The organism is Candidatus Amarolinea aalborgensis (genome assembly GCF_900491745.1).
Taxonomy (GTDB): Bacteria; Chloroflexota; Anaerolineae; order SSC4; family Amarolineaceae; genus Amarolinea; species Amarolinea aalborgensis.
On sequence record NZ_UETR01000021.1, the window covers coordinates 1 to 21,273 of the forward strand.

Sequence of the window (21,273 nt, forward strand, 5' to 3'; positions counted from 1 at the left end):
TACGTCTCAACATTCATTGCGCCGTTTTCGACGCTTCGACGCGCCACTCGCCGCCGTGACTGCGCCACTGCGCCTCCCACGTCGCGGCCACCTCGGCCGTAAGCTCCAACTCGCGGGTCGCCACTGCCCCTTCAACCAGCAGTTCGATGCTTATCAAACGGCCCAACGGCGTCGGCTCGCTGCGCATGCCCGTTACGCCGCGCCGCGGGATAAGGGTGAACGTCCAACCGTAGGAGTGCGATGCGCCTACGCTGGGTTCCTCTTCGATCAGGCTGACGCAGCGATCGGTGAGCGCCAGGACGATGGGAGGCGTCACCTGGCGCCGGAAGATCAGCAGGCGCCGCGTCCAGATGCCGGGCTGAAATACCAGGCCCAGCAGGCGTTCGCCCGGCGCGAGGATGTAAATCTTGACTCCGTTTGCGAACTTGTAGGGCAGCCGCTCGATTACGGCCGCGCTGATCGCAGAGGCCTGCGTCTCGACGGGCGGCGACACGATGTTCACGTCCCGCAGCAGATCCATCAGCCCAGGCTGCAGCAGGTCCCACCCGACCGTGTTGAATTCCAGCGCCACCTGTTGGGCGCGGCCTTCCACAGCATAGCCGATTTCCAGGCGCCCATAGAGCAATAACAGGCCGACCTGGACGTAGTGCACGGCTGCCGTGGGCACCACGCGCGCCTGTGCGGGCTGGCCGCGGGCTGCCGTCTGCACATGGATCACCCCGGCGTCCGTGAAGATCAGCGCGTGGCCGGGGCCATAGCGATACTTCGCCCACGACGGGAACTCCTGCGGCGGCACAACGAAGATCCGCCGCACCTCGTCATTGGGCGACAACACGGTCTGCGCCGCATCGGCCAAGTCGGCGCTCAAGTCGGCCAGGTCGGCGCTCAAGTCGGCCAGGTTGCGGAACAGGCGCGGACGCCCCATGTGGCCCGGGTTCACACGCCGGGGCGCTCTACGGCGACGATCTGAAGAACGCAACTGATCTCCGCTGGCCATACTCCCTCCACGAAAAGTTAGAACATCTGGCCATGTATTGGAATCTAGAATGAATCGCCTGTTCGAAAGATCGTCTTGTACAAGTCTTCGCCATAGCTGGTTTGCAGTGGTTCGGCCTCGGTAACTCGAAAAGTGCGTCCGCCATCCGCTTGCCTTTCAGCTCGCAAGAAAATGGCGGCCTCCAATTTCCTCTCATAAAAGCCGTGAGCAAATTCGTACAAATGCGTCACAAAGAAAACCTTGATGCGTTTTTCCAGCAGCGCATGGATTATCTGGCTTGCAATCTCCGAGCCTTCTCTTTCGTTGGTGGCGGCAAAAGATTCATTGAACAACACCACGGAACCCAACGTGATATTGTCTATGATGTCGCTCATGCGGCTGAGTTCTTCATCAAGTTTTCCGCTCTTCATCGTTACGTCTTCTTCGCGTTTGTAGTGTGTGAACAGACCATCGCAAACGTTGGCGCAGTAGAACTCAGCCGGTACGAACATACCGCACTGCATCATCAATTGCGACAACCCGATGCTGCGCATAAACGTTGATTTGCCGCCCTGGTTGGCGCCGGTGATGATGACAAGGTGTTTATCGTCTGCACGCAGATCGTTGCCCACAATTCGCTGTCCCAGGGCCAAAGCTAAACAGACATCGTACAGTCCCGCAAAAGAATGTCTGCGTTCGCCAAGCGCAGCGGGTTGGGGGAAGACGATAGGCGCGCCCATGTCGGCAAGCCGCCCCTGTAGATTCAAACAACCCACGTAGAAGGCCAATTCGGTCCGCAGCATGTTAAAGAAACTGAGGATATGATCAGCCGATTGGGCAAGCGCATTGGCCACCAGGTTGATCCCCCGCTCTCTTATTTCTGACAAAGCCCTGGCGCCGTTATCATCGCGATCGGCGATATAAATGGTATATTCCGGCGGTCTCTTGGCGAAGAAGCGCTCCATCCAACTCTGTTTGACCTGCGATTTGCGCAGTGTGTAGTTGGCTCCCCGGTTGCCTGCCCCCAGTTCAGCACTAATCAACGCACCGTCGCGCAGTTTCAGTTCCCGCAGGTGATTTTGGACGCTGGCAAAGTAGTCGTCACTCAGTTCTTGGTTGACCATCGCGAAAAACGCCGTAAAACCTTCTGATTCAAAACGCTCGGCGTGTTCATCGGCGACACGTCTCAATTGTCGCAGCATGCCCACAAACATCTGCAATGCTTCGATAGATCGCGCCAGGATAGAATCGGCGTGCCGGCCGAGAATTCCGTAGTAGACCTTTTTCTCTTTTTCGATTGCCTTGACAGCGACATCGTAGATTTCCCTGACAACAGCACGGTTCTTCAGACAATCCTGGAGAACACGTTGACGATAGCCTATGGTGTCCAGATCATCACGCAAACCGGATAAGACAGCGCTCTTTACCACTTCAGCTAGGAACTTGTCGCCAAGGGCCATCGCATTGAACAAGATGTCTAGCTCCAGGTCTTGCATCAGGGCGTGTTCGTTCGACGGCAACTTCCGCTTCAGATCAAAGTCGCGATCTGGGTACATGAGAAAGGCCTTCATGGCTTAATGCGCTCCTTGAGCGAGCCGTGCGTCAGCCGATACTTCTCGGCAATGGATATGGCATAGGAAAGCCCATCAGCCGGTCGTCTGACAATTTTGTACGTGCGCGAGGCCGGGTTCTCGGGAACAACCGTACTGACCATGCTGACAGTTTTTTCACTTAAGGTAGCCAATTCGTCTATGAACGTCACGCAAACGCACAGCGCATCCAATTGGATGATGCGCTCCAGGACCACTTTGCCCAAAAAAATCGCGTCTTTCAATGCGGTAGAGGTGAAGATCTCATTGACAATGATAATGCTGTTGCCGGTAGACTGGTCCAGGATATCATGAATTCTGACCAAATCGTCCTGCAGCTTGCCGCGCAGGTTGCTGATGTTTTCTTCCTTTTCGAAGTGCGTAAAGAGTCTGTCGAAAAGAAGAAGCTGAGCTTCTCGGCCTGGTATAGGGCAGCCCAGGCAGGCCAGGTAGTGCACCTGTCCGAACGTGCGCGCGAAGGTTGTCTTACCGCCCTGGTTCGGGCCGGATACCACCAAGATACGTTCTCTGCCTTCGAGGTAAAAATCATTGCAGACAATGGGCGACGTCTCATGCAGGAGTTTATAGGCCAGGGCTAAGTCAAAACAGTCATGGTCAAACACCTCCTTGCGCTGAACGGAAAGCTGCGGATAACAGAATGGCAGGCCCTTACGCCTAAATATCCCAATATGCTCCAGGTAGGCGATGTAAAACTGAATTTCCCGATCGAAGACGGCAATCGTTTCGTCCAGGTAACTGCCATGTTGCGTGCAGTAATCATCGAGACTCGAGAACACGTCGGGATATAGTCGGGCGACAAAATCCAGGATTTGCGCTTCCACGTGGTTCATGTCCGGCCATTCGACGAATTTGACGCGATAGTCCTTGACGCCTCCCTGCTTGAATTTCTCGAAGGTTGCCTGCACCTCTGCGCTGTAATCAGCCTCGGATTCATACTTGCGCACTTTGATGCGGTTCTCCTGTATGAACAGACAGTATATCACCGCCGATAGATTGGCTTTGAGCCGCCTTGTGTCTGACAATAGCGATGTATAACGGTCAGAAGCAGCATAATCTGTGAGATACTCGCGAAAAGCCAGCAGGCCGCGTGATCGTAGATTGGCAAGGGACAAGTCGTCTACCAGGCATTGAACCGCATCGCCATACACCTGCACTGCGTCCAAGAACCATCGTTCCTTCTGGTATCGGTGATGCAGCTTGTCTGCCTGGGCAAGGTGTTCGCGCATCACACGCATCTTCTGGGCAAAAGATTCGATGTGCGTGAATAGCGCCTTGTCTTCCAGATCCTGCATAACCTCGTAACGGTACCTGATCGCATCAGGGTCCTTCAACGGCGCGTAGAAGAACGGCTGCAAATGATACTCGTCCTTGCCGGCCGTAATCGTGTCTATGATTTGATCCAGGTTCAAGTCAACAAAGAAGGCTGGCGCCTCACGCGCCTCGTGTTTGGCGTCATCTTCCATGGTGACGAATAGGATGCTGTGAAACGTCGTCGGCATAACATCTCCCGGAGCATCACGTAGACAACGGTTCTTGCGCCGATTAGCGCGCCGTTTCAGATCTCGGCGCCAGGGTCAGAGCCACAATAGCCGCCGCAGCGACGGCCGATCCGAACGCAAATGGCGCCGCCGGCCCCACGCGCGTCCACAGTACGCCGGCGATCAAACTGGCAGGCAGCGCCATCACGCCGATCGCCGCATTGTAAAGTCCGTACGCGCCGCCGCGCCCGGCATCCGGCACCAGTTCGGCAATCATGGCCTTCGCGGCGCCCTCTGTCAACGCGTAATAGAGACCGTAGAAGGCATAGAGGCCCCAAATCAGCCAGGGCTTAGCTGCCAGCGCGAACCCCAAGTAGGTCAGTACGTAAACGATCCAGCCCAGGGTGATGGTTCTGCGCCGCCCAATCCGATCCGAGAGGCTGCCGGCCGGGATGGCCGCCACTGCGGAGACCAGGTTGAACAGCGCATAGATGATCGGGACGGTCGTTGCGGCAATCCCAACGTCTTGGACGCGCAACAACAGAAAAGCATCGGAGGAGTTGCCAAGCGTGAAGAGCAGCATCACCGCCAGAAACCAGGCAAACGGCCCGCGCAAGGTAGTCACCGCCACGCGCTGTTTGACCTGCCCGGCTTTGCGTTCGCGCACCACCAGACCGATGATGAGCAGGGGGATGGCCGCGACCACGCCGGCGACCAGGAATACTTCTTGGTACTTGTGGGGGTGATCCACCCAAACGCGCAACAGCGCATAGGCGATGAGCGGCCCAGCGACCGAACCGAGCGTATCCAGCGTGCGCTGCACGCCGAAGGCAAAACCCAGCTTGCGGTCTCCCGCCGATCCGGCGACGAGCGCGTCACGCGGGGCATCTTTCAGCCCCTTTCCGATGCCGTCCGTGACGCGCAGCCCAAATATCACCGCGCGGCTGCCTGCCAGGCCCAGCGAAAAGCGCGCCAACGCGGAGAGTGCATAACCGATGAAAACAAGCCCTTTGCGCAAGCCCAACGCATCCGACAGGTAGCCAGCGCCGATCTTCATCAAGCTGACCACCGTTGTGAGCGACCCTTCGATCAGGCCAATGAACTCCTTGTTCAATCCTAGCACAGCCGTGTAGAAGGTGGGCAGAATGGGTTGGATCATGTCCTGCGCCAGGCCTCCGAAGAACGCCACCCAACCCAGGGCAATCACGTTGCGGCCAAGACCGACATGATTTGATGCTTCCGGATGTGGTTCGGGATTCACATCAGGCTCAGATAGATGTTGATTCATCACACCTCACTCCTCGATCCGTCCTCATGATGAACGTGTGTAAGGGCTTCTCGCCTTAAAACAAAAAACTTCTACCAGCGGTTGCCCGCACTGGTAGAAGCTATTAGTCTTGCGACGGTTGGTCCTCGAGGAGCCTCATCCTCTATGACATTGACCCTATTTTACCACGACTCTGCCGCTACGAACAAATCGGACTTGAGATTTCTCAGTTTCTCCTCAGTTTTCGCTTAGCCGCGTCTCAGGCCCCTGCGTGATAATGGTCGTATATGGAAAGCCAGGCGCGCTTTCCGCAGCCGACAGAAAGCGAGAGGAGAACACATCATGAGTCAGGACCGGGCTCTGATTTCAATCGAAAATGTGACAAAGACCTATCAAATGGGCGAGGTCACCGTGCAGGCGCTGGGCGGGGTCTCGCTGGACGTACACGCCGGTGAGATGATGGCGATCATGGGGCCGTCCGGTTCGGGCAAATCAACCCTGATGAACATCTTGGGCGCGCTCGATGTGCCGACCGCAGGCACGTATCTGCTGGCGGGACAGAATGTCAGCCGGATGGACCCTGGCGCGCTCTCGGAAATCCGCAACCAGAAGATCGGCTTTGTCTTTCAGAGCTTCAACTTGCTGCCGCGCACCTCGGCCCTGGCTAATGTGGAGCTGCCCTTGATCTACGCCGGCATCAGCCAGGCGCACGACCGCTGCGTCGCGGCCCTGGAGATGGTCGGGCTGGGCGATCGCCTGCATCACAAGCCCAACGAGCTCTCCGGCGGTCAGCAGCAGCGCGTGGCGATTGCCCGTGCGCTGGTCAATCACCCCAGCCTCATCCTGGCCGATGAGCCGACCGGCAACCTCGATTCGAGGGCCGGCGAAGAGGTGATGCGCATTTTCCAGGAGTTGAACGAACAGAAAGGCATTACGATCATGTTTGTCACCCACGAGCCGGACATCGCCGCGCACACGCGGCGCATCGTGCGCCTGCAGGATGGCCTGATCGTGAGCGATACGCCCGTCGCCGCGCCGCGCCGCGACGCGCGGGGGCAAACGGGCATACCGACATCAAAGTCAAGGGTTTAGGAACGATCCAAACAGCCGAAGGGAGCCAGGTATGAAGCGCAATTGGCGTACGATGGTAGGTGTTCTGCTGGCGGCGCTGGTCGTCGCCGGCGGCGGATATTGGTACTTTAGCGGTCGCACGGCGACCGCCAGCAAGGCAGCCGTGCAGACCTACACCCAGGTGGTGACGGTGACGCAGGGGAAGTTGAACGCCACCCTCAGCGTCGTGGGGCAGTTGGAGGCCGAGCAAAGCGCGGATCTGGCCTTTCAGCGGGTAAGTGGAACAAGCAGCTTGGTCACTCTCGCGGTGCAGGCCGGCAACGTGGTGACGGCAGGGCAAGTCCTGGCGACGATTGACCCGGCGCCGTATGAGCAAGCGCGCGATCAAGCCAAGAGCGATCTGCAGGCAGCCGAGGAGGCGTTGAGCGATCTGCAAACGCCGGCGACATCTCTGCAATTGGCGCAGGCCGACGTGGCCGTAGCCGCAGCGAAGGTTCAACTGCAGCAGGCGCAAGAGGCGCTCGATGCGTTGGTGAACCCTGATCTGCCCAGCCTGAAAGCGTCCGTGGCGAGCGCGCAAAGCGCGCTGGCCAAAGCCCAGGCTGACGTGCTGGCGCAGCAAGAGGACAGCGCCGCCAGGAAGCAGCTGGCTAGGCTGCAAACGGCCGAGGCAACCCCGACGGCTGATTATCAACGGCTGGCCGCGGAAACGTACACCGACGACTACTACCGGGATCGGCTGCAGGTGGCTTACAACAAAATGATGGACGCGCAGGATGCGCGCGTGGCATATGTGACGAGCCGCCAGGTGAGCGCCTTGCAGGCGCAGATGGCGCTGCGCCGCAGTCAACAGGCGCTGGCGGATGCGCAGGAGGCATTGGCGGACGCGCAGGCCGGCGGCGACAAGCTGGCGCTGGCGCAGGCCGAACTCGCCGTCCACCAGGCCGAAGTCGCCTTGCAGGCCGCCCAGGAAGCGCGCACCGATCTCGATACCGGCGCTGACGCTACCACGATCGCCGCTGCCCAGGCCGCCGTGGACAAGAAACGACTCACCCTGGCCGACGCCGAGGCCGCGCTCGCCGGCGCCCAACTCGTCGCCCCCTTCGATGGCACCATCCTGCAAACCAACGTCAGCGCCGGCGACCAGGTGACCGCTAACACCACCATCCTCACCCTCGCCAATCTCAAAACCTTGCAGGTCGTTGCTTCCGTGGATGAAACCACCATTCGCCAGATCAGCGCCGGCCAGGATGCCGCCATCACCTTCGATGCCTTCCCCGGCCAGTCCTTCCAGGGCAAGGTGCTCTCCGTCCCCCTGCAAGGCTCGCTGCAAGGCGGCGTCATGGTCTACGCCGTCCCGGTCTCCCTCACCGGCGCTGATAACCTGGCTCTCCTCGTCGGCATGACCGCCAACGTCGAAGTCCAGGTCGGTCAGGCCGCGGACGCCCTGCTCGTGCCGACCCTGGCTTTGACCAAAGCGAACGGCCTTTACCAGGTGCTCGTGCCCAACACCAGCGATCCCAACGGCGATCCAATCGCCGTCCCCGTCGAAGTCGGCCTCAGCGATGGCGCGTACACCCAGATTACCAAGGGCCTCAACCCTGGCGACCAGGTCGTTGTCCAGGTCGCCTCCACCACCAGCAGTTCGCAGACCCAGGGCGGGCCGGGCGGCATGGGCGCTATGGATGGCGGCGCGCCGCCAGCGCCTCCTTCTTCATCTTCGGGTGGGGCGCGGCCGGGGCAGTAGCAGTAAATGAAAGGACTGGTATTGCGCCAGCCCGTCTGGACGACCACCAGGGATTTGCGAGAGCGGCGGTCAAGACGCCGCCAACAACGAAAACGAGGCAAGAAACATGAAACGGACGATAAGAATCTTACTGGCAGCCGTGCTGGTTGCCATCACAGCCGGTGGGTATTGGACGTATCAGAGCCGGGCCGCAACCACGACCAGCAGCGCCAGCGGTCAGACTTACACACAGATTGTGGCAGTGACCCAGGGAGCGCTCAGCTCGAGCCTGAGTGTGGTCGGGCAGTTGGCGGCCGAGCAGAGCGCTGATCTGGCCTTCGAACAGATGAGCGGCGTAACCAATCTGCTCACGCTGGCGGTGCAGGCCGGCAACGTGGTGACGGCCGGGCAGGTCCTGGCGACGATTGACCCGGCGCCGTATGCGCAGGCGCGCGATCAGGCCCAGAGCGATCTGCTGGCGGCCGAGGATGCCTTGAGCGACCTGCAGACGCCGGCCACGGCCCTGGAAATTGCCCAGGCCGACGTGGCGGTGTCCAAAGCGAAGCAGACGTTGGCCCAGGCGCAGGCCAACCTGGCCGATTTGAAGTCGCCAGACCTGACCAGCCTGAAGGCCGCCGTGCAAGACGCGCAAGACAGCCTGGCTCTCTTGCAGCTTCAGGCGACGCTGGCCGACCATGACACCCTGGCGAAAAGCGAACGCGATTTGCAGTACACCGTGGCCTGGTATCAGCGCCGCCTTGCCGAACTGCAAGCGCTGAGCAACCCGAACGCGGAGCAGACCGCAGAGATCGCCGACGACCAGGTGACGCTGGCCGCGGCGCAGGCTGACCTGGCACGCGTGCAGGTTCAGCGCGAGCTGGCGCGCCAGTCCAGGGCCGCCGAGTTAGCGAAAGCCAACGTCGCGCTGGCGGATGCGCAGGAGGTATTGGCCGAGGCGCAGGCCGGCGGCGACAAGCTGGCGCTGGCGCAGGCCGAACTCGCCGTCCACCAGGCCGAAGTCGCCTTGCAGGCCGCCCAGGAAGCGCGCACCGATCTCGATACCGGCGCCGACGTTACCAAGATCGCCGCCGCCCAGGCCGCCGTGGACAAGAAGCGCCTTGTCCTGGCCGACGCCGAGGCCGCGCTCGCCGGCGCCCAACTCGTCGCCCCCTTCGACGGCGCCATCCTGCAAACCAACGTCAGCGCCGGCGACCAGGTGACCGCTAATACCACCATCCTCACCCTCGCCAATCTCAAAACCTTGCAGGTCGTTGCTTCCGTGGATGAAACCACCATCCGCCAGATCAGCGCTGGCCAGGATGCCAGCATCACCTTCGATGCCTTCCCCGGCCAGTCCTTCCAGGGCAAGGTGCTCTCTGTCCCCCTGCAAGGCTCTCTGCAAGGCGGCGTCATGGTCTACGCCGTGCCGGTCTCCCTCACCGGCGCCGACAACCTGGGCCTCCTCGTCGGCATGACCGCCAACGTCGAAGTCCAGGTCGGTCAGGCCGCGGACGCCCTGCTCGTGCCGACCCTGGCTTTGACCAAAGCGAATGGCCTTTACCGGGTGCTCGTGCCCAACACCAGCGATCCCAACGGCGATCCAATCGCCGTCCCCGTCGAAGTCGGCCTCAGCGATGGCACGTACACGCAGATTACCAAGGGTCTCAATCCTGGCGACCAGGTCGTCATCCAGATGACCGCTTCTAGCAGCAGCGGCAGCAACTTCCGCAGCAGCAACACGATCATGAATGTCAGTCGCCAGTTGACCGGCCGCTAGAAAACAGGCATGAAAAGGAGACGAAAATGAAAAAGCTATTGATGGTGTTACGCGTGGCCGTGAGTTCGTTGACCGCACACACGATGCGAACCGTACTGACCATGCTAGGAATCGTGATCGGTGTTGCCGCCGTGATCGCGCTGGTGGGAGTGGGCACAGGCGCGCAGGCGCAGGTGGTAAGCCAATTCCAGTCGTTGGGATCGAACCTGGTCACGGTGACGGCGATGCCAAGCTACGGCTTCTCGCAGAGCGGCCTGCAGCAGAGCAGCCGCACGTTGACCATGAAAGACGTGAGTGCGATCAAGAGCCTGGCCACCTCGGTCAGCCTGGTAGCGCCGTTGTACAGCACCAACGCCACGGTGACGTACGGCGGCAGCACGACCTCAACGACCATCAACGGCGTAACCGAGGAATATGGCACCGTGCGCAACACAACCGTCACACGCGGACGGTTCCTGACCCAAGCAGACAATGATAACATGGCGATGGTGGTGGTGCTTGGCACGTCGGTGGTGGAGGACCTGTTTGGCAGCAGCGAGGTGAATGCGATCGGCGAAACGGTGCGCATCAACCGTCAGAACTACCAGGTGATCGGCGTGCTGAAGTCAAAGGGGCAAAGCGGGCCGCAAAACCAGGATGACGTGATCATGATGCCGCTGCGCACGGCGCAACTGAAGCTGGGCGGCGCAGGCACCAACACCGTCCGTTCGATCAACCTGCAAGTGCGCACGGCCGACGAGATGGACCTGGCGCAGGCGCAGGTGACCGCGATTCTGCGCAGCCTGCATGGCCTGGCGACCGGCGCGGACAATGACTTCCTGGTGCAAAACCAGGCCGACATCTTGAGCAGCGTCGCAGAGACATCGGGAACCTTCACGACCCTGCTCGGCAGCATTGCGGCCATCTCGCTCCTGGTGGGCGGCATCGGCATCATGAACATCATGTTGGTCAGCGTGACCGAGCGCACGCGCGAGATTGGTCTGCGCAAGGCGGTGGGCGCCAAGCGCGGCGATATCCTAACGCAATTCTTGACGGAGGCGATTGTCATCAGCGTCTTGGGCGGGATCATCGGCGTGGTGCTGGGCGTCGTCGGCGCGCAAGTCATCACGCCGCTGCTGGGCAGCAGCCAGGCCATCGTCACCACCCAAAGCGTCGTGCTGGCCCTGGCCGTGTCGCTGGCGATCGGGGTCTTCTTTGGGCTCTACCCGGCCAACCGCGCCGCGGGTCTGAACCCGATCGACGCGCTGCGCTACGAATAAACAATCAGAGTCCACTCACCCCCGCAGACAGGCCACGCCGCCGGCAGAAATTATTGCTGGCGGCGTGGCGTTTCGATGCTGTTTCGCTCAGCCAGCCTGCGCAAGGGGATGCCCCTCGCAGGGCTGCGACGAAATGACGACCTCAGAGGCGCGCGAGGCGCTCGCAAGTCAACGTGGCGATGTCCACTGGCCCCTGCGGGGGTTGGCAGGGGAGAAATCGGCCAACCTTGCGCAGGCTCGCCGGGGAAGGAACAAGTGTCGTGGAGGACGATATCGGCTTGCCCGGCGCAGTGTGGAGCAGCCAGCCTGCGCAAGGGGATGCCCCTCGCAGGGCTGCAGCAAGATAACGACCTCAGAGACGCGCAGCGCCGCCACAAGCCAATGCATTGATGTCCACGCGTCCCTGCGAGGGTTGTCAGGGGAGAAATCGGCCAACCTTGCGCAAGCCCGCCGTGCAAGGAACCTATGCCGCAAAGGGCGAAGTCGGCTTGCCCGGCGATCTCTTGTGCAGCCAGCCTGCGCAAGGGGATGCCCCTCGCAGGGCTGCGCCAAGATAACGACCTCAGAGGCGCGCGAGGCGCTCGCAAGTCAACGTGGCGATGTCCCCTGGCCCCTGCGGGGGTTGGCAGGGGAGAAATCGGCCAACCTTGCGCAGGCTCGCCGGGGAAGGAACAAGTGTCGTGGAGGACGATATCGGCTTGCCCGGCGCAGTGTGGAGCAGCCAGCCTGCGCAAGGGGATGGATGTCACACGCCGGCTGCGGTTGATGTCGCGGCCACGGGCAGTGTCACGCTGAAGGTGCTGCCATGCCCCGGCTCGCTGGCAACCGTGATCGCGCCGCCCTGGGCTTCCACCAACTCACGGGCGATGGACAACCCCAGGCCCGCGCCGCTGCCGGTGCGCGAGACCTCGCCGCGGTAGAATCGCTCAAAAATGTGAGGCAGTGCGTCGGGTAGAATGCCCGGACCGGTGTCACGCACGCTGATCGTCGCGTGATCGGCCGCAAGGCTGGCCGAGAGGGTGATGGCGGCGCCGGGCGCGGTGTGGACGTGCGCATTGTCAACCAGGATCAGCAGCACCTGGATGAGGGCGTCTCGATTGCCCTGCACGACGAGGTCTGGCGGCGGCTCACACACGATCGTGTGCTGCGGCGCCATCAGCCTGGCGCGGCGGCATACTTCGGTCAGCACGGATGCCAGTGGAACCACTTCCCCACGCAGGGTCTGACCCGCATCCGCTCGCGCCAGCACCAGCAACTGGTTGACCAGGCGAATCAGGCGGTCTACTTCGTCGGTCGTGTCGGTCAGGACTTCGCTGCGTTCCACGGCGTCAAGGGGCGGGTCGCGGCGCAGCAGTTCGATATTGCCGCGCACGGTCGTCAACGGCGTGCGCAGTTCATGCGAAGCATCGGCCACGAAGCGGCGCTGCGACTGCAGCGCGTCTTCAAGCTGCAGGTAGCCTGACTCCAGTTCGCCCAGCATGTCGTTGAAGGTCATCGCCAGTTGGCCGACCTCATCCGTTGGCCCGTGGTATTCGACCCGGCGCCGGAAGTTGCGCTCGGCGCCGATGGTCTGCGCGGTATGCGTGAGGCGCTGGATGGGACGCAAGGCCATACCCGCCAACACCCAACCCAGGGCAAATGCCACCAGGATGGCCAGGCTGCTGCCGGCGACCAAAATCAAGCGCAAGGTATTGAGGGTCTGCTGCGGTTGCGCCACCGGGAAAGCCACCTGCACAATCTCGTTCACACCCGCGCGCGTGGTGACCTGCGTGCTGTAGATGAGCAGCGGCTCCTCTTGCACCTGCGCGGTCTCGAACCAGCCAGAGCCGGCCTGCACAGTGTGCAGGCCGGCGTCGCTCAACGGTAAGTTGGCGCCGCTCAGGTCGAGCGTCTGTCCAGTCACCGTACCGGTAATGCTGCGCGTTTGCGTCCAGCGGCCGGGAAGCGTGCCGCTGGGCAGGTCGCCAACGGGCGGACTGCCCGCGGACGATTGATCGGGCGCGGGGACGCCGGTGTTTTGATCCGGCGGCGGGCCAGGCGAGCGTTCGCCATTGTTGGTGAAGAAGCTAACCTGGCGCATCAGATTGGCTTTGATGCCGTTGTAAGTCGCCTGCGTTTGCGTGACATAGAGCGTCGTACTGAAGGCGATCAACGTCACGGCCAGGATGGCGCTGTAGAGCAGGGTCAGCCGCAGTCGAATGGACATGGTGCGCCTCAGGCCTCCTCACGCAAGACGTAGCCTACCCCGCGCACGGTATGAATCAGGCGTGGTTCGCCTCCGGCTTCGGTTTTTTTGCGCAGATAACCAATGTAGACTTCGAGCACGTTGTCATCGCCGCCGAAATCGTAACCCCACACCTCCTGCAAAATCTGTTCGCGAGTCAACACCTGGCGGGGATGGCGCATGAGAAATTGCAGCAAATCGTACTCTTTGGACGTGAGATCGAAGAGGCGTTCCTGGCGCCGCGTTTCACGCGTCAGCGGGTTGAGGGAAAGATCGGCGTAAGCCAACACTTCATCACGGGCCACGACCGCGGGGCGGCGCAAGAGCGCGTGCAGACGCGCCAGCAGCTCGGCGGGCGCAAACGGCTTGACCAGGTAATCGTCCGCGCCGCTCTCCAGTCCTTCCACGCGCTGCTCAACGGCATCGCGAGCGGTCAGCATCAGCACAAGCGTCTTGTCGCCGGCCGCGCGCAAGCGCTCCAACACACCCAGGCCATCGAGCCCGGGCATCAGCCAGTCCAGCACGATCACGTCAGGGCGGCGCGCTTGCACTTCGGACAGGGCCGCATGGCCGTTACTGGCGCTGAAGACGCGAAAGCCTTCATACATCAAGGTGCGCTGCAGCATCTTCAACAGCTTGGGATCATCATCTACAATCAGTACCGTTGCCATGTCGTGTCCTATCTGCGGCCCAAACCATCCAAAACTTGTGCTCAGATTATAGCACAGTCCGTCTGTGGCGTGGGTAAGCCGATGCTGTGAAGATGCTGAGAGATTTCATCCCTTTCTGTTTCGTGTGTTATCATGGCGTATCATGCTCACTCGTACCCGTTTGACCGGCGCAGGATTGGCGCTGACGGCCATCACGCTGATGGCCGTCGCGCTGCGCCTGTGGGGAATCGGTTTCGGCCTACCCTATCTGTATCATCCCGATGAGCCGGGCTATGTCGCCATCGCCCAACAGATCGTCAAGACAGGCGACCTCAACCCGCACTTCTTCAACTACCCAAGTCTGTTCTTCTATCTCAACGCGCTGGCTTATCTGCCCTTCTACGCGGTCGGAAGGATGTTCGGCGTGTTTCACACACTGGCCGACATCCCCGCCCCGATCCTCCTGGTGGGCGGCGATGGCATGACGCCGCTGCCGGCCACCTTCTGGTTAGGGCGCCTGTTGACCCTGGCCTTCGGGACTGGCGCGGTCGTGCTCGTATTCCTGGTAGGGCGCCAGTTGTTTGCCAGCCGGCGCGCTTCCTGCTGGCGGCTCTCCTGCTGGCGATCTCGCCCACGAATGTGACGCACAGTCGCTACATTACGCCAGATACCTTCGTGGTTTTCTTTGCCGTTTCAGCCTGTGGGTTGCGGTCCAGTGTATCAGCGCGGCCGCGCGCGATTACGTGCTGGCCGGCGTCATGGTCGGATTGACCGCAGCCACCAAATACAACGGCGTTGATCCTGGTGTGCCTCGTCGCGGCCCATTTTCCGCGCGCCGGCTGGCGGATGGCAAGACAGACGGCTCTACCTGGCGGCGGCCAGCGCCCTGGCCTTTGTCTGCGCCACCCATTTGCCATCCTTGACCCGACGAAATTCATGGCCGACTTGAGCCTGGAAGCGCGCCACTACGCAACCGGCCATGCTGGCGGCGAAGGGAACGCGGCCCTGTGGTACGTCACGTACCTGTGGCAAGCGGAGGGGCTGACCGCCCTGTTGGCGCTGGCCGCGCTGGCGCGCGGTCTTTGGATGCGCAGCAAGCCGGTGATCGTCGCGGCGGCTTTCCCTGTCGCCTATTTCGTGTTCATCAGCAACTTCATGGTGCGAAATGACCGCACCCTGGCGCCGTTGACGCCCTTCCTGTTTCTGCTGGCGGCCCTTTTCCTCGTGCAAACCTGGGATTGGCTGCGCCGGCGCGCGCCTGGCCCGGACCGCGCGCAGCCAGGCGCGCGCCCCTTCTGGGCCCTGGGCGCGGCGAGCTTGCTGCTGGCGCTGACTCTCGTCGTCCCGCTGATGGGCACTATCCAGTCTGCGCGCCGCCTGACCACGGTTGACAGCCGCGAAACCGCGCGCGCCTGGATCGCGCAGAACCTGCCGCCCGGCGCACGCGTGGCCCTGGAGTCCTACGCGCCCTATGTAGATCCGCAGCGCTTCACCGTACAGGGCATGTATCGGCTCATCCTCTACCCACCGACCTGGTACATTGACGAGAAGTTTGACTACCTGGTTTTCAGCGAAGGGATGTTCAAACGCTTCTACCGCGAGCCGGAGAAATACGCCGCGCAAATCGCAGAGTATGATGCTCTCTTCCAGGCCTTTGAGCCAGTCAAGATCTTCACCGATGGCGATTACGAAGTCCGCATTTACCGGGTCGTTGCCCGCTAGGGGTGTCTTCGTTCCCGGACGCGCCAAACCGATCGGGGGCCACGCTGTCCCCGCCAAACCCAAACGTCCATCTTATGACCTGAATCAGTGTATAGCCGGCGCGTCTCTGGCATACTGTAGCGCAATGACCGTGAGATGATTTTTGGTAAGAAACAGCCTGCGCCGCAGTCAGCGCCATGCGGATATGTCCGGCGGCGCGCGACAGGCCAGGCGTGATACAAACCGTGCGATGATGCATGGAAGGATTTGAAAATGAAGAAGATCGTTGTAATTCACATCAACGACGGAGAAAGCACCACCGCCGTCGAGTTCCTGGGGCAGACGATGGAAATTCACCGCATTGGCTGCCATGGCGACCCTGACAAGGCCGAAGCGTTGATCAAACAGTTTGACGGCACGGTGGATGTGATCGGCCTGGAAGGCATGCCCCATTGGCTAGAGCTTGGTCCCGCACGCCGCGAGCATCCTGTCGGCGCCCGCCTGACGAAGATTGCCACGCAGACGCCGGTCGTGGACGGCAGCGGCATCCGCGCCGGCATCGAGCGGTGGGGCGTCATCCTGGCCGACCGTGCACAGCCCGGTATCTTTGCCGGCAAGCGTATTTTGATGGTGCCGGGCTTGAACCACGCCGGCCTCTCACAATCACTCAGCCGGCGCAGCGATCAGATGCGCTTTGCTGACCCGGAAATTTTCTTTGCCCTGCCCGATGTGCCGGGTGTCGGCGCCAAGTGGATGTTGGAACAGGCGGCCGCGCCCACGTTGGAGCAGTTGCAGGATGCGCCCTTCCGCCGTCTGCTGCCCGAAGCCGGTCAACCCGGCGTAGAGCGCAGCAAGGCGCCGTTCGAATGGGCCGACCTGCTGGCCGGTGACATCGGCACCATCCGCCGCTACGCACCGGAAGATCTGAAGCGTAAAACAATCGTGGTGGAATCGGCCACCGAAGAAGATGTCGAGGATTTGAAGCGCCGCGGCGCCAGCATCGTGGTCACGATGATACCGGCGCTGGTCGAAAAAGGCGCGTTGAGTCCCTGGTCAGCCTCGGTCTTTGAATGCTGCCTGGTGGCCGCCAGGCGCCATCCGGACGCGCCGCTGAACGAAGACACGTATCTTGACCTGATGGCCGATCTGCAGTGGACGCCGGGCGTCCGTTACCTGCAGCCGGAGGAGATGGGCCTCAACAAGTTTGCCTTCGTGATCCATCCACTCAACATTGGTTTCATTCACAAGCATGACCGTTTCCGCTGGACGAAATACCTGCCCGATGAGATCGTGGAGCCGATTGCGGCCCTGATTCCGCCCATGTACGTGGGCAAGATCACGGGCGGGCAGTCTCCCGCCACCGGCCAGAAGATCGAGGGCTATCTCATCTCGCTCGGCACCACGCCCCGCGAGATGATGAGCCGCGACGAGAACTTCACCTACAAGAAGCTGGTGCAGTCGGCCAAGATGGCCGAGCGCTTCGGCGCGCGCATCATGGGCTTGGGCGCCTTCACCTCGGTGATTGGCGATGCCGGCATCACCACCGCGCATCAATGCGACATTGCCATTACCAGCGGCAACAGCCTGACCGTCGCCGCGACATTGGAAGCGGCCAAGCAGGCGGTCATCAAGATGGGCGCCACCGACCTGACTAAGGGCAAGGCGATGGTCATCGGCGGCACCGGTTCCATCGGTTCGGTCTGTGCGCGCCTGATTGCGCAAGCCATCAAGGATGTCGTGCTCGTTTCCATCGAACCAGAGCGGTTGATCGAATTCAAGCGCATGATTGAGGAGGAGACGCCCGGCGCGCAGGTGACGATTTCAACCCGGGCCGGCGACCTGGTTTCCGACTGCGATCTGATCATCACCGCCACTTCAGCCTTCGGCCAGCGCATCGTGGACATCACCAAGTGCAAGCCGGGGGCCGTGATTTGCGACGTGGCCCGGCCGCCCGACATCAGCGAGCAGGAAGCCGCGCTGCGCCCCGATGTGCTCGTGATCGAATCAGGCGAGGTGATCATCCCCGGCGATATCCACATCGGCTATGACATCGGCCTGCCGCCCAAGACAGTATACGCCTGCCTGGCCGAAACGTCGCTGCTGGCCATGGAAGGGCGCTTCGAGGACTACACGCTGGGGCGCAATATCACGATGGAGCGCGTCAAGGAAATCTACAAGCTGTTCAAGAAGCATGGCTATCAGTTGGGCGGCCTGCGCTCACACGGCAAATTTGTCACCGAAGAAGAAGTGGCGCAGAAGCGCGTGCAGGCCGATCACTGGCGAGCGCATCCGGAAGAGTTCAAGGCCATGCAGAAAGAAGCCGGCGCCAAGCTGGAGAAAATTCCACGCATGTCCAAGGGCGTCAAAACCAAGCAGAATTCGCTCAAGCAGTGGGGGCCGTTGATGGCCGGGGTTGGGGTCATCGGCGGGCTGATGCTGGCGGGGCGGAAGAAGAGTTAAGCGAGATCGGAGATTGGAGATCGGAGACCAGAGATCGGAGATCAGGAGTGGGCATGTTGCGCCCGTAATGGGTCTCTGGTCTCCGGTCTCTGGTCTCTGGTTTCTGGTCTCCAACCTTTGAACTGAGAAAGGTGTGAACACTATTCCTGAGAACCGCATCCCTCCTCACCCTGGTGAGATTTTGCTAGAAGAATTTCTCAAGCCGATGAATCTGACCCAAGTGCAGTTTGCGCAGCATATTGGCGTCCCTACGCAGCGGATCAACGAAATTGTCAATGGCAAGCGCGGCATCACGCCGGAAACGGCCTGGCTTTTTGCACAGGCCTTTGGCACCACACCGGAGTTTTGGATGAATCTCCAAGCCAATCATGATTTGGCCAAGAAGCGTCCGCGCCGCGAAATTATGCAATTGCAGCCCATATTGAAAGCAGCCTGAGAGTCGCCCACGATGCCAGTGAAGGCTGCACTGCTTCTCTAAATCTGAACAGTTCGCGCGCCAGACCTACTACACGGCGCGCCTCAACCGGTTGACAGGTCAGGTGGACAGGCTGAGTCACGCCTGCTTGAGTCAACAAGGGGATCAATCAGGCGCCGGCAGTTGATCGGCAGCATCTGATTTCACTCAAGTTGCACACTGGGAAGTATTGGGTTACAATAACGGATGATCAAGAGTTTTGCGCACAAGGGGCTGGAGCAGTTCTTTCTCACCGGCAGCAAGGCAGGCATTCAACCGCTGCACGCCAATCGCATCCGTCTGATACTGGCCCAGTTGCAGCAAGCCAGGACTATTGATGATCTACGCATCCCCACTCTGCGCCTGCATGAACTCAAAGGTGATCGCAAAGACACTTGGTCGGTCACGGTGCAGGCAAACTGGCGTATTACATTTCGCTTTACGTCTGGTGATGCCGATGATGTGGCGTACGAGGACTACCATTGAGGTTTGAGAAACGATGAAGATGTACAATCCTCCCCATCCTGGCGAGATTATCAAGGGTCTATGGCTTGATCCTATGGGCGCCAGCATCACGGACGCCGCGCAGGCGATGGGCGTAAGCCGCAAGACCTTATCCAAAATCGTGAATGGCCACGGCCGTGTGACGCCGGAGATTGCGCTGCGCCTATCTGTGGCTTTGGGCAGTAGTGCGGAAACCTGGTTAGGCCATCAAGCCGCTTATGATCTGTGGGAGATCGAACAACACAAAGACACGCTGCGGGCCGTGCCGCTTTTCGTGCCTGATCTGCCTGCCTCCAACAGCCATGCGACAGGGCCGTCCGCCTGAGGCCATAGTTAGCAGTAATCACTGGCAGTCAGCGGGACGCCACCCCGTGCCGGTGAAGGCTGCACTGCTTCTCTGAATCTAGACACCTCCCGCGCCAGACTATGCTGCTCACGACAGGGCGTGCCAACAGGCCAGAACAACCATCCGTCACAGCAAAGTTCAAGAGCCAGATTATCGAAACTTTGCCGAATTGCCTGTTGGGTGTATGATGCGCGTGGGAGGCGAATTATTAGCGATCAACAACTTCTTGAGCGAATTACGATCAACTCCAAGGTCATGGGGGAAAGCCTGTTATCAAAGGAACGCGCCTCATCGTGTGGGAACGGCCAACTCAGGGCGATCACCGGGTCAAACGTCTTGCGCCTTCGCAGCGCGGGGCCTGTCCGTCGGGCAATTAAGTCGAGTGACGACGACATAGATCTTTCAGAAATGCCATTCGGAGGCGTGAATGATGATGCGAGAATTCAGCGTGGTGATTGAAAAGGATGAAGATGGCTACTTTGTGGCATCGGTACCTGCCCTGCGTGGGTGTCACACACAGGCTAAATCGTTGGATGCGCTGATGAAGCGCATCAAAGAGGCGATCGAGCTCTGCCTGGAAGTTCAAGAACCTGTCACCAATGAATTCATCGGTGTGCAACGTGTCGCAGTCATGGTATGAGCAAGTTTCCTTCCGTCACCGGCGCGCAACTTATCAGGGCTTTGCGCAAGTTGGGCTTTGAGGTCGTCCGAGTCAAGGGCAGCCATCATTGCCTCCAACATAATGACGGGCGTTGCACGGTGGTGCCAGTACATCGCGGTGAAACGATCGGACGTGGCTTACTCGCCCAAATTCTACGCGACTGCGAGCTTTCAAGCGAGGAGCTTCAGGAGAAACTCTGAGTCGGCGTTTCTGCCGAACGACCAGATTGATCTTGACCGTTTGATCAGCGATTCGCGACCGTTTCTGGGGCGTCACCCAATTGATCTCCCCTGGCGTGCCGCCACAAAATCCACCCGGCGACCGCGGCCCATCCCAGGCTGCCGAGCAGACCAACGGGCAGCGGGCCGAGCAGCGAACTGGGGCTTCCCTGCACGAAGAGGGCGCCTAACGCGCTGATGCCGTTGATCGCGGCGTGCCCGATGACCGCCGGCCACACGCTCCGTGCGCGCAAGGTGGCCCAGGCCAGGAAACAGCCCGTGACGACGGTGAACCACGTCATCATCAGCATACCGCTCCAGGGCGCGCCAGGGTAGCCAAAGCCGTAGTTGTGCCCCATGGCAATGACCGGCCAATGCCATACGCCCCAGATCACGCCTGAGACCAGCATCGCTCGCCGTTCACCCAACGGCAGCAGCTTCGGCAACAGATAGCCTCGCCAGCCAAATTCCTCGCCAAAGGTGAACAACCCATTGATCGGCGGTGCGATCAGCACCGCGCTGCCCAGCTGCGCCGCTACGATCAGCCAGGGATTCAATGCGGCCGTCTGCGCGTTCTGCGCCAGGAGGCCGCGCAGCATGGTGAGGTTAGCATCGAAGTAGCGCGGCAGGAGGGCAAAGAAAATCGCCGCGCCGACGATCGTCAGCAGCGCCGGCGCAATCCAGGCCGTGTCATTTCGCGTGGTAAAGTTGCCACCTGTTCGCGGGCATAGAGCGCCAGTGATTCGCGAGCATAGGGAGCCAGTATCTTCTCAATAAACCGGGGGGAGTGAACTGAGCCCGGTGTCAAGGACAATGATCATAGACAAGCGGCTGTCAGTCGTGCTATACTGCGAGTCGTTGTGCCGGGTGCCGTGAAGCTGAATAGTCTGA

General features: G+C 60.7%; 20 protein-coding genes. 12 read left to right on the forward strand and 8 right to left on the reverse strand.

The features are described 5' to 3' along the window. Positions 1-13: 13 nt before the first annotated feature. The 4 genes from ACPQ6D_RS18270 to ACPQ6D_RS18285 form a co-directional block, all read right to left on the reverse strand. Positions 14-940 (reverse strand): hypothetical protein, encoded by a 927-nt coding sequence (locus ACPQ6D_RS18270; RefSeq protein WP_423225785.1) that lies wholly within the window; start codon positions 938-940, stop codon positions 14-16. Positions 941-1,041: 101 nt separating this feature from the next. Further along, positions 1,042-2,547 carry a MutS-related protein gene (locus tag ACPQ6D_RS18275; protein ID WP_423225786.1) on the reverse strand — a complete coding sequence of 502 codons (1,506 nt, stop codon included), beginning with the start codon at positions 2,545-2,547 and terminating at the stop codon, positions 1,042-1,044. Next, positions 2,544-4,049, reverse strand: coding sequence for a MutS-related protein (locus tag ACPQ6D_RS18280; protein ID WP_423225787.1), 1,506 nt, complete (start codon positions 4,047-4,049; stop codon positions 2,544-2,546). The genes ACPQ6D_RS18275 and ACPQ6D_RS18280 overlap by 4 nt, the downstream gene beginning before the upstream one ends. A gap of 79 nt (positions 4,050-4,128) precedes the next feature. Further along, positions 4,129-5,352, reverse strand: coding sequence for an MFS transporter (locus ACPQ6D_RS18285; RefSeq protein WP_423225788.1), 1,224 nt, complete (start codon positions 5,350-5,352; stop codon positions 4,129-4,131). 321 nt (positions 5,353-5,673) lie between these two features. On the opposite strand from ACPQ6D_RS18285, the gene ACPQ6D_RS18290 reads away from it, so the two are divergent. From ACPQ6D_RS18290 to ACPQ6D_RS18305, 4 genes are all read left to right on the forward strand, one after another. Further along, entirely contained in the window at positions 5,674-6,423 is a 750-nt protein-coding gene (locus ACPQ6D_RS18290; protein WP_423225789.1) for an ABC transporter ATP-binding protein, read from the forward strand. A gap of 31 nt (positions 6,424-6,454) precedes the next feature. Continuing rightward, positions 6,455-8,149, forward strand: a complete 1,695-nt coding sequence (locus ACPQ6D_RS18295) for an efflux RND transporter periplasmic adaptor subunit (RefSeq protein WP_423225790.1) — start codon at positions 6,455-6,457, stop codon at positions 8,147-8,149. Between the two features lie 106 nt (positions 8,150-8,255). Further along, a complete protein-coding gene (locus ACPQ6D_RS18300; protein ID WP_423225791.1) occupies positions 8,256-9,905 on the forward strand; it encodes an efflux RND transporter periplasmic adaptor subunit in 1,650 nt (549 codons plus the stop codon). A 26-nt stretch (positions 9,906-9,931) separates the two neighbouring features. Next, positions 9,932-11,164 carry an ABC transporter permease gene (locus tag ACPQ6D_RS18305; RefSeq protein WP_423225792.1) on the forward strand — a complete coding sequence of 411 codons (1,233 nt, stop codon included), beginning with the start codon at positions 9,932-9,934 and terminating at the stop codon, positions 11,162-11,164. Between the two features lie 745 nt (positions 11,165-11,909). Here the strand turns inward: ACPQ6D_RS18305 and ACPQ6D_RS18310 are convergent. Together ACPQ6D_RS18310 and ACPQ6D_RS18315 are read right to left on the reverse strand one after the other, a co-directional pair. After that, on the reverse strand, positions 11,910-13,370 hold the full coding sequence (locus tag ACPQ6D_RS18310) for a sensor histidine kinase (protein WP_423225793.1): 1,461 nt from the start codon (positions 13,368-13,370) through the stop codon (positions 11,910-11,912). 8 nt (positions 13,371-13,378) lie between these two features. Then, positions 13,379-14,059 (reverse strand): response regulator transcription factor, encoded by a 681-nt coding sequence (locus ACPQ6D_RS18315; RefSeq protein ID WP_423225794.1) that lies wholly within the window; start codon positions 14,057-14,059, stop codon positions 13,379-13,381. Positions 14,060-14,201: 142 nt separating this feature from the next. On the opposite strand from ACPQ6D_RS18315, the gene ACPQ6D_RS18320 reads away from it, so the two are divergent. Beyond that, the gene (locus ACPQ6D_RS18320) at positions 14,202-14,681 is read left to right on the forward strand and encodes a hypothetical protein (protein ID WP_423225795.1); all 480 of its coding nucleotides are present in this window, start codon (positions 14,202-14,204) and stop codon (positions 14,679-14,681) included. Positions 14,682-14,777: 96 nt separating this feature from the next. Here ACPQ6D_RS18320 and ACPQ6D_RS18325 read toward each other — a convergent pair whose 3' ends face one another. After that, positions 14,778-14,948, reverse strand: a complete 171-nt coding sequence (locus ACPQ6D_RS18325; protein ID WP_423225796.1) for a hypothetical protein — start codon at positions 14,946-14,948, stop codon at positions 14,778-14,780. Between the two features lie 26 nt (positions 14,949-14,974). Between ACPQ6D_RS18325 and ACPQ6D_RS18330 the strand changes: the two genes are divergently transcribed. The 7 genes from ACPQ6D_RS18330 (at position 14,975) to ACPQ6D_RS18360 (ending at position 20,364) form a co-directional block, all read left to right on the forward strand. After that, a complete protein-coding gene (locus ACPQ6D_RS18330; RefSeq protein WP_423225797.1) occupies positions 14,975-15,760 on the forward strand; it encodes a hypothetical protein in 786 nt (261 codons plus the stop codon). A gap of 252 nt (positions 15,761-16,012) precedes the next feature. Continuing rightward, positions 16,013-18,199, forward strand: a complete 2,187-nt coding sequence (locus tag ACPQ6D_RS18335) for a serine carboxypeptidase (protein WP_423225798.1) — start codon at positions 16,013-16,015, stop codon at positions 18,197-18,199. 133 nt (positions 18,200-18,332) lie between these two features. Continuing rightward, complete coding sequence (locus tag ACPQ6D_RS18340) at positions 18,333-18,635, forward strand: HigA family addiction module antitoxin (RefSeq protein ID WP_423225799.1); 303 nt, start codon at positions 18,333-18,335, stop codon at positions 18,633-18,635. Positions 18,636-18,860: 225 nt separating this feature from the next. Then, on the forward strand, positions 18,861-19,139 hold the full coding sequence (locus ACPQ6D_RS18345) for a type II toxin-antitoxin system RelE/ParE family toxin (protein WP_423225800.1): 279 nt from the start codon (positions 18,861-18,863) through the stop codon (positions 19,137-19,139). Positions 19,140-19,152: 13 nt separating this feature from the next. Next, complete coding sequence (locus ACPQ6D_RS18350; RefSeq protein WP_423225801.1) at positions 19,153-19,482, forward strand: HigA family addiction module antitoxin; 330 nt, start codon at positions 19,153-19,155, stop codon at positions 19,480-19,482. A 451-nt stretch (positions 19,483-19,933) separates the two neighbouring features. Then, positions 19,934-20,143, forward strand: coding sequence for a type II toxin-antitoxin system HicB family antitoxin (locus ACPQ6D_RS18355; protein ID WP_423225833.1), 210 nt, complete (start codon positions 19,934-19,936; stop codon positions 20,141-20,143). Then, a complete protein-coding gene (locus ACPQ6D_RS18360) occupies positions 20,140-20,364 on the forward strand; it encodes a type II toxin-antitoxin system HicA family toxin (protein WP_423225802.1) in 225 nt (74 codons plus the stop codon). The genes ACPQ6D_RS18355 and ACPQ6D_RS18360 overlap by 4 nt, the downstream gene beginning before the upstream one ends. Positions 20,365-20,408: 44 nt before the next feature. On the opposite strand, the gene ACPQ6D_RS18365 is transcribed toward ACPQ6D_RS18360, so the two are convergent. Continuing rightward, positions 20,409-20,981: a CPBP family intramembrane glutamic endopeptidase gene (locus tag ACPQ6D_RS18365; protein ID WP_423225803.1), complete on the reverse strand. Its 573-nt coding sequence runs from the start codon at positions 20,979-20,981 to the stop codon at positions 20,409-20,411. Between the last annotated feature and the right edge of the window lie 292 nt (positions 20,982-21,273).

What these genes read in the sequence shown, in the direction of transcription:
- ACPQ6D_RS18320 (WP_423225795.1), top strand. Translation starts at nt 14,202, where the DNA reads ATGCTCACTCGTACCCGTTTGACCGGCGCAGGATTGGCGCTGACGGCC.
- ACPQ6D_RS18315 (WP_423225794.1), bottom strand. Translation starts at nt 14,059, where the DNA reads ATGGCAACGGTACTGATTGTAGATGATGATCCCAAGCTGTTGAAGATG.
- ACPQ6D_RS18325 (WP_423225796.1), bottom strand. Translation starts at nt 14,948, where the DNA reads ATGGGTGGCGCAGACAAAGGCCAGGGCGCTGGCCGCCGCCAGGTAGAG.
- ACPQ6D_RS18280 (WP_423225787.1), bottom strand. Translation starts at nt 4,049, where the DNA reads ATGGAAGATGACGCCAAACACGAGGCGCGTGAGGCGCCAGCCTTCTTT.
- ACPQ6D_RS18275 (WP_423225786.1), bottom strand. Translation starts at nt 2,547, where the DNA reads ATGAAGGCCTTTCTCATGTACCCAGATCGCGACTTTGATCTGAAGCGG.
- ACPQ6D_RS18305 (WP_423225792.1), top strand. Translation starts at nt 9,932, where the DNA reads ATGAAAAAGCTATTGATGGTGTTACGCGTGGCCGTGAGTTCGTTGACC.
- ACPQ6D_RS18310 (WP_423225793.1), bottom strand. Translation starts at nt 13,370, where the DNA reads ATGTCCATTCGACTGCGGCTGACCCTGCTCTACAGCGCCATCCTGGCC.
- ACPQ6D_RS18345 (WP_423225800.1), top strand. Translation starts at nt 18,861, where the DNA reads ATGATCAAGAGTTTTGCGCACAAGGGGCTGGAGCAGTTCTTTCTCACC.
- ACPQ6D_RS18285 (WP_423225788.1), bottom strand. Translation starts at nt 5,352, where the DNA reads ATGAATCAACATCTATCTGAGCCTGATGTGAATCCCGAACCACATCCG.
- ACPQ6D_RS18360 (WP_423225802.1), top strand. Translation starts at nt 20,140, where the DNA reads ATGAGCAAGTTTCCTTCCGTCACCGGCGCGCAACTTATCAGGGCTTTG.
- ACPQ6D_RS18350 (WP_423225801.1), top strand. Translation starts at nt 19,153, where the DNA reads ATGAAGATGTACAATCCTCCCCATCCTGGCGAGATTATCAAGGGTCTA.
- ACPQ6D_RS18365 (WP_423225803.1), bottom strand. Translation starts at nt 20,981, where the DNA reads ATGCTGCGCGGCCTCCTGGCGCAGAACGCGCAGACGGCCGCATTGAAT.
- ACPQ6D_RS18335 (WP_423225798.1), top strand. Translation starts at nt 16,013, where the DNA reads ATGAAGAAGATCGTTGTAATTCACATCAACGACGGAGAAAGCACCACC.
- ACPQ6D_RS18295 (WP_423225790.1), top strand. Translation starts at nt 6,455, where the DNA reads ATGAAGCGCAATTGGCGTACGATGGTAGGTGTTCTGCTGGCGGCGCTG.
- ACPQ6D_RS18355 (WP_423225833.1), top strand. Translation starts at nt 19,934, where the DNA reads ATGATGCGAGAATTCAGCGTGGTGATTGAAAAGGATGAAGATGGCTAC.
- ACPQ6D_RS18330 (WP_423225797.1), top strand. Translation starts at nt 14,975, where the DNA reads ATGGCCGACTTGAGCCTGGAAGCGCGCCACTACGCAACCGGCCATGCT.
- ACPQ6D_RS18300 (WP_423225791.1), top strand. Translation starts at nt 8,256, where the DNA reads ATGAAACGGACGATAAGAATCTTACTGGCAGCCGTGCTGGTTGCCATC.
- ACPQ6D_RS18290 (WP_423225789.1), top strand. Translation starts at nt 5,674, where the DNA reads ATGAGTCAGGACCGGGCTCTGATTTCAATCGAAAATGTGACAAAGACC.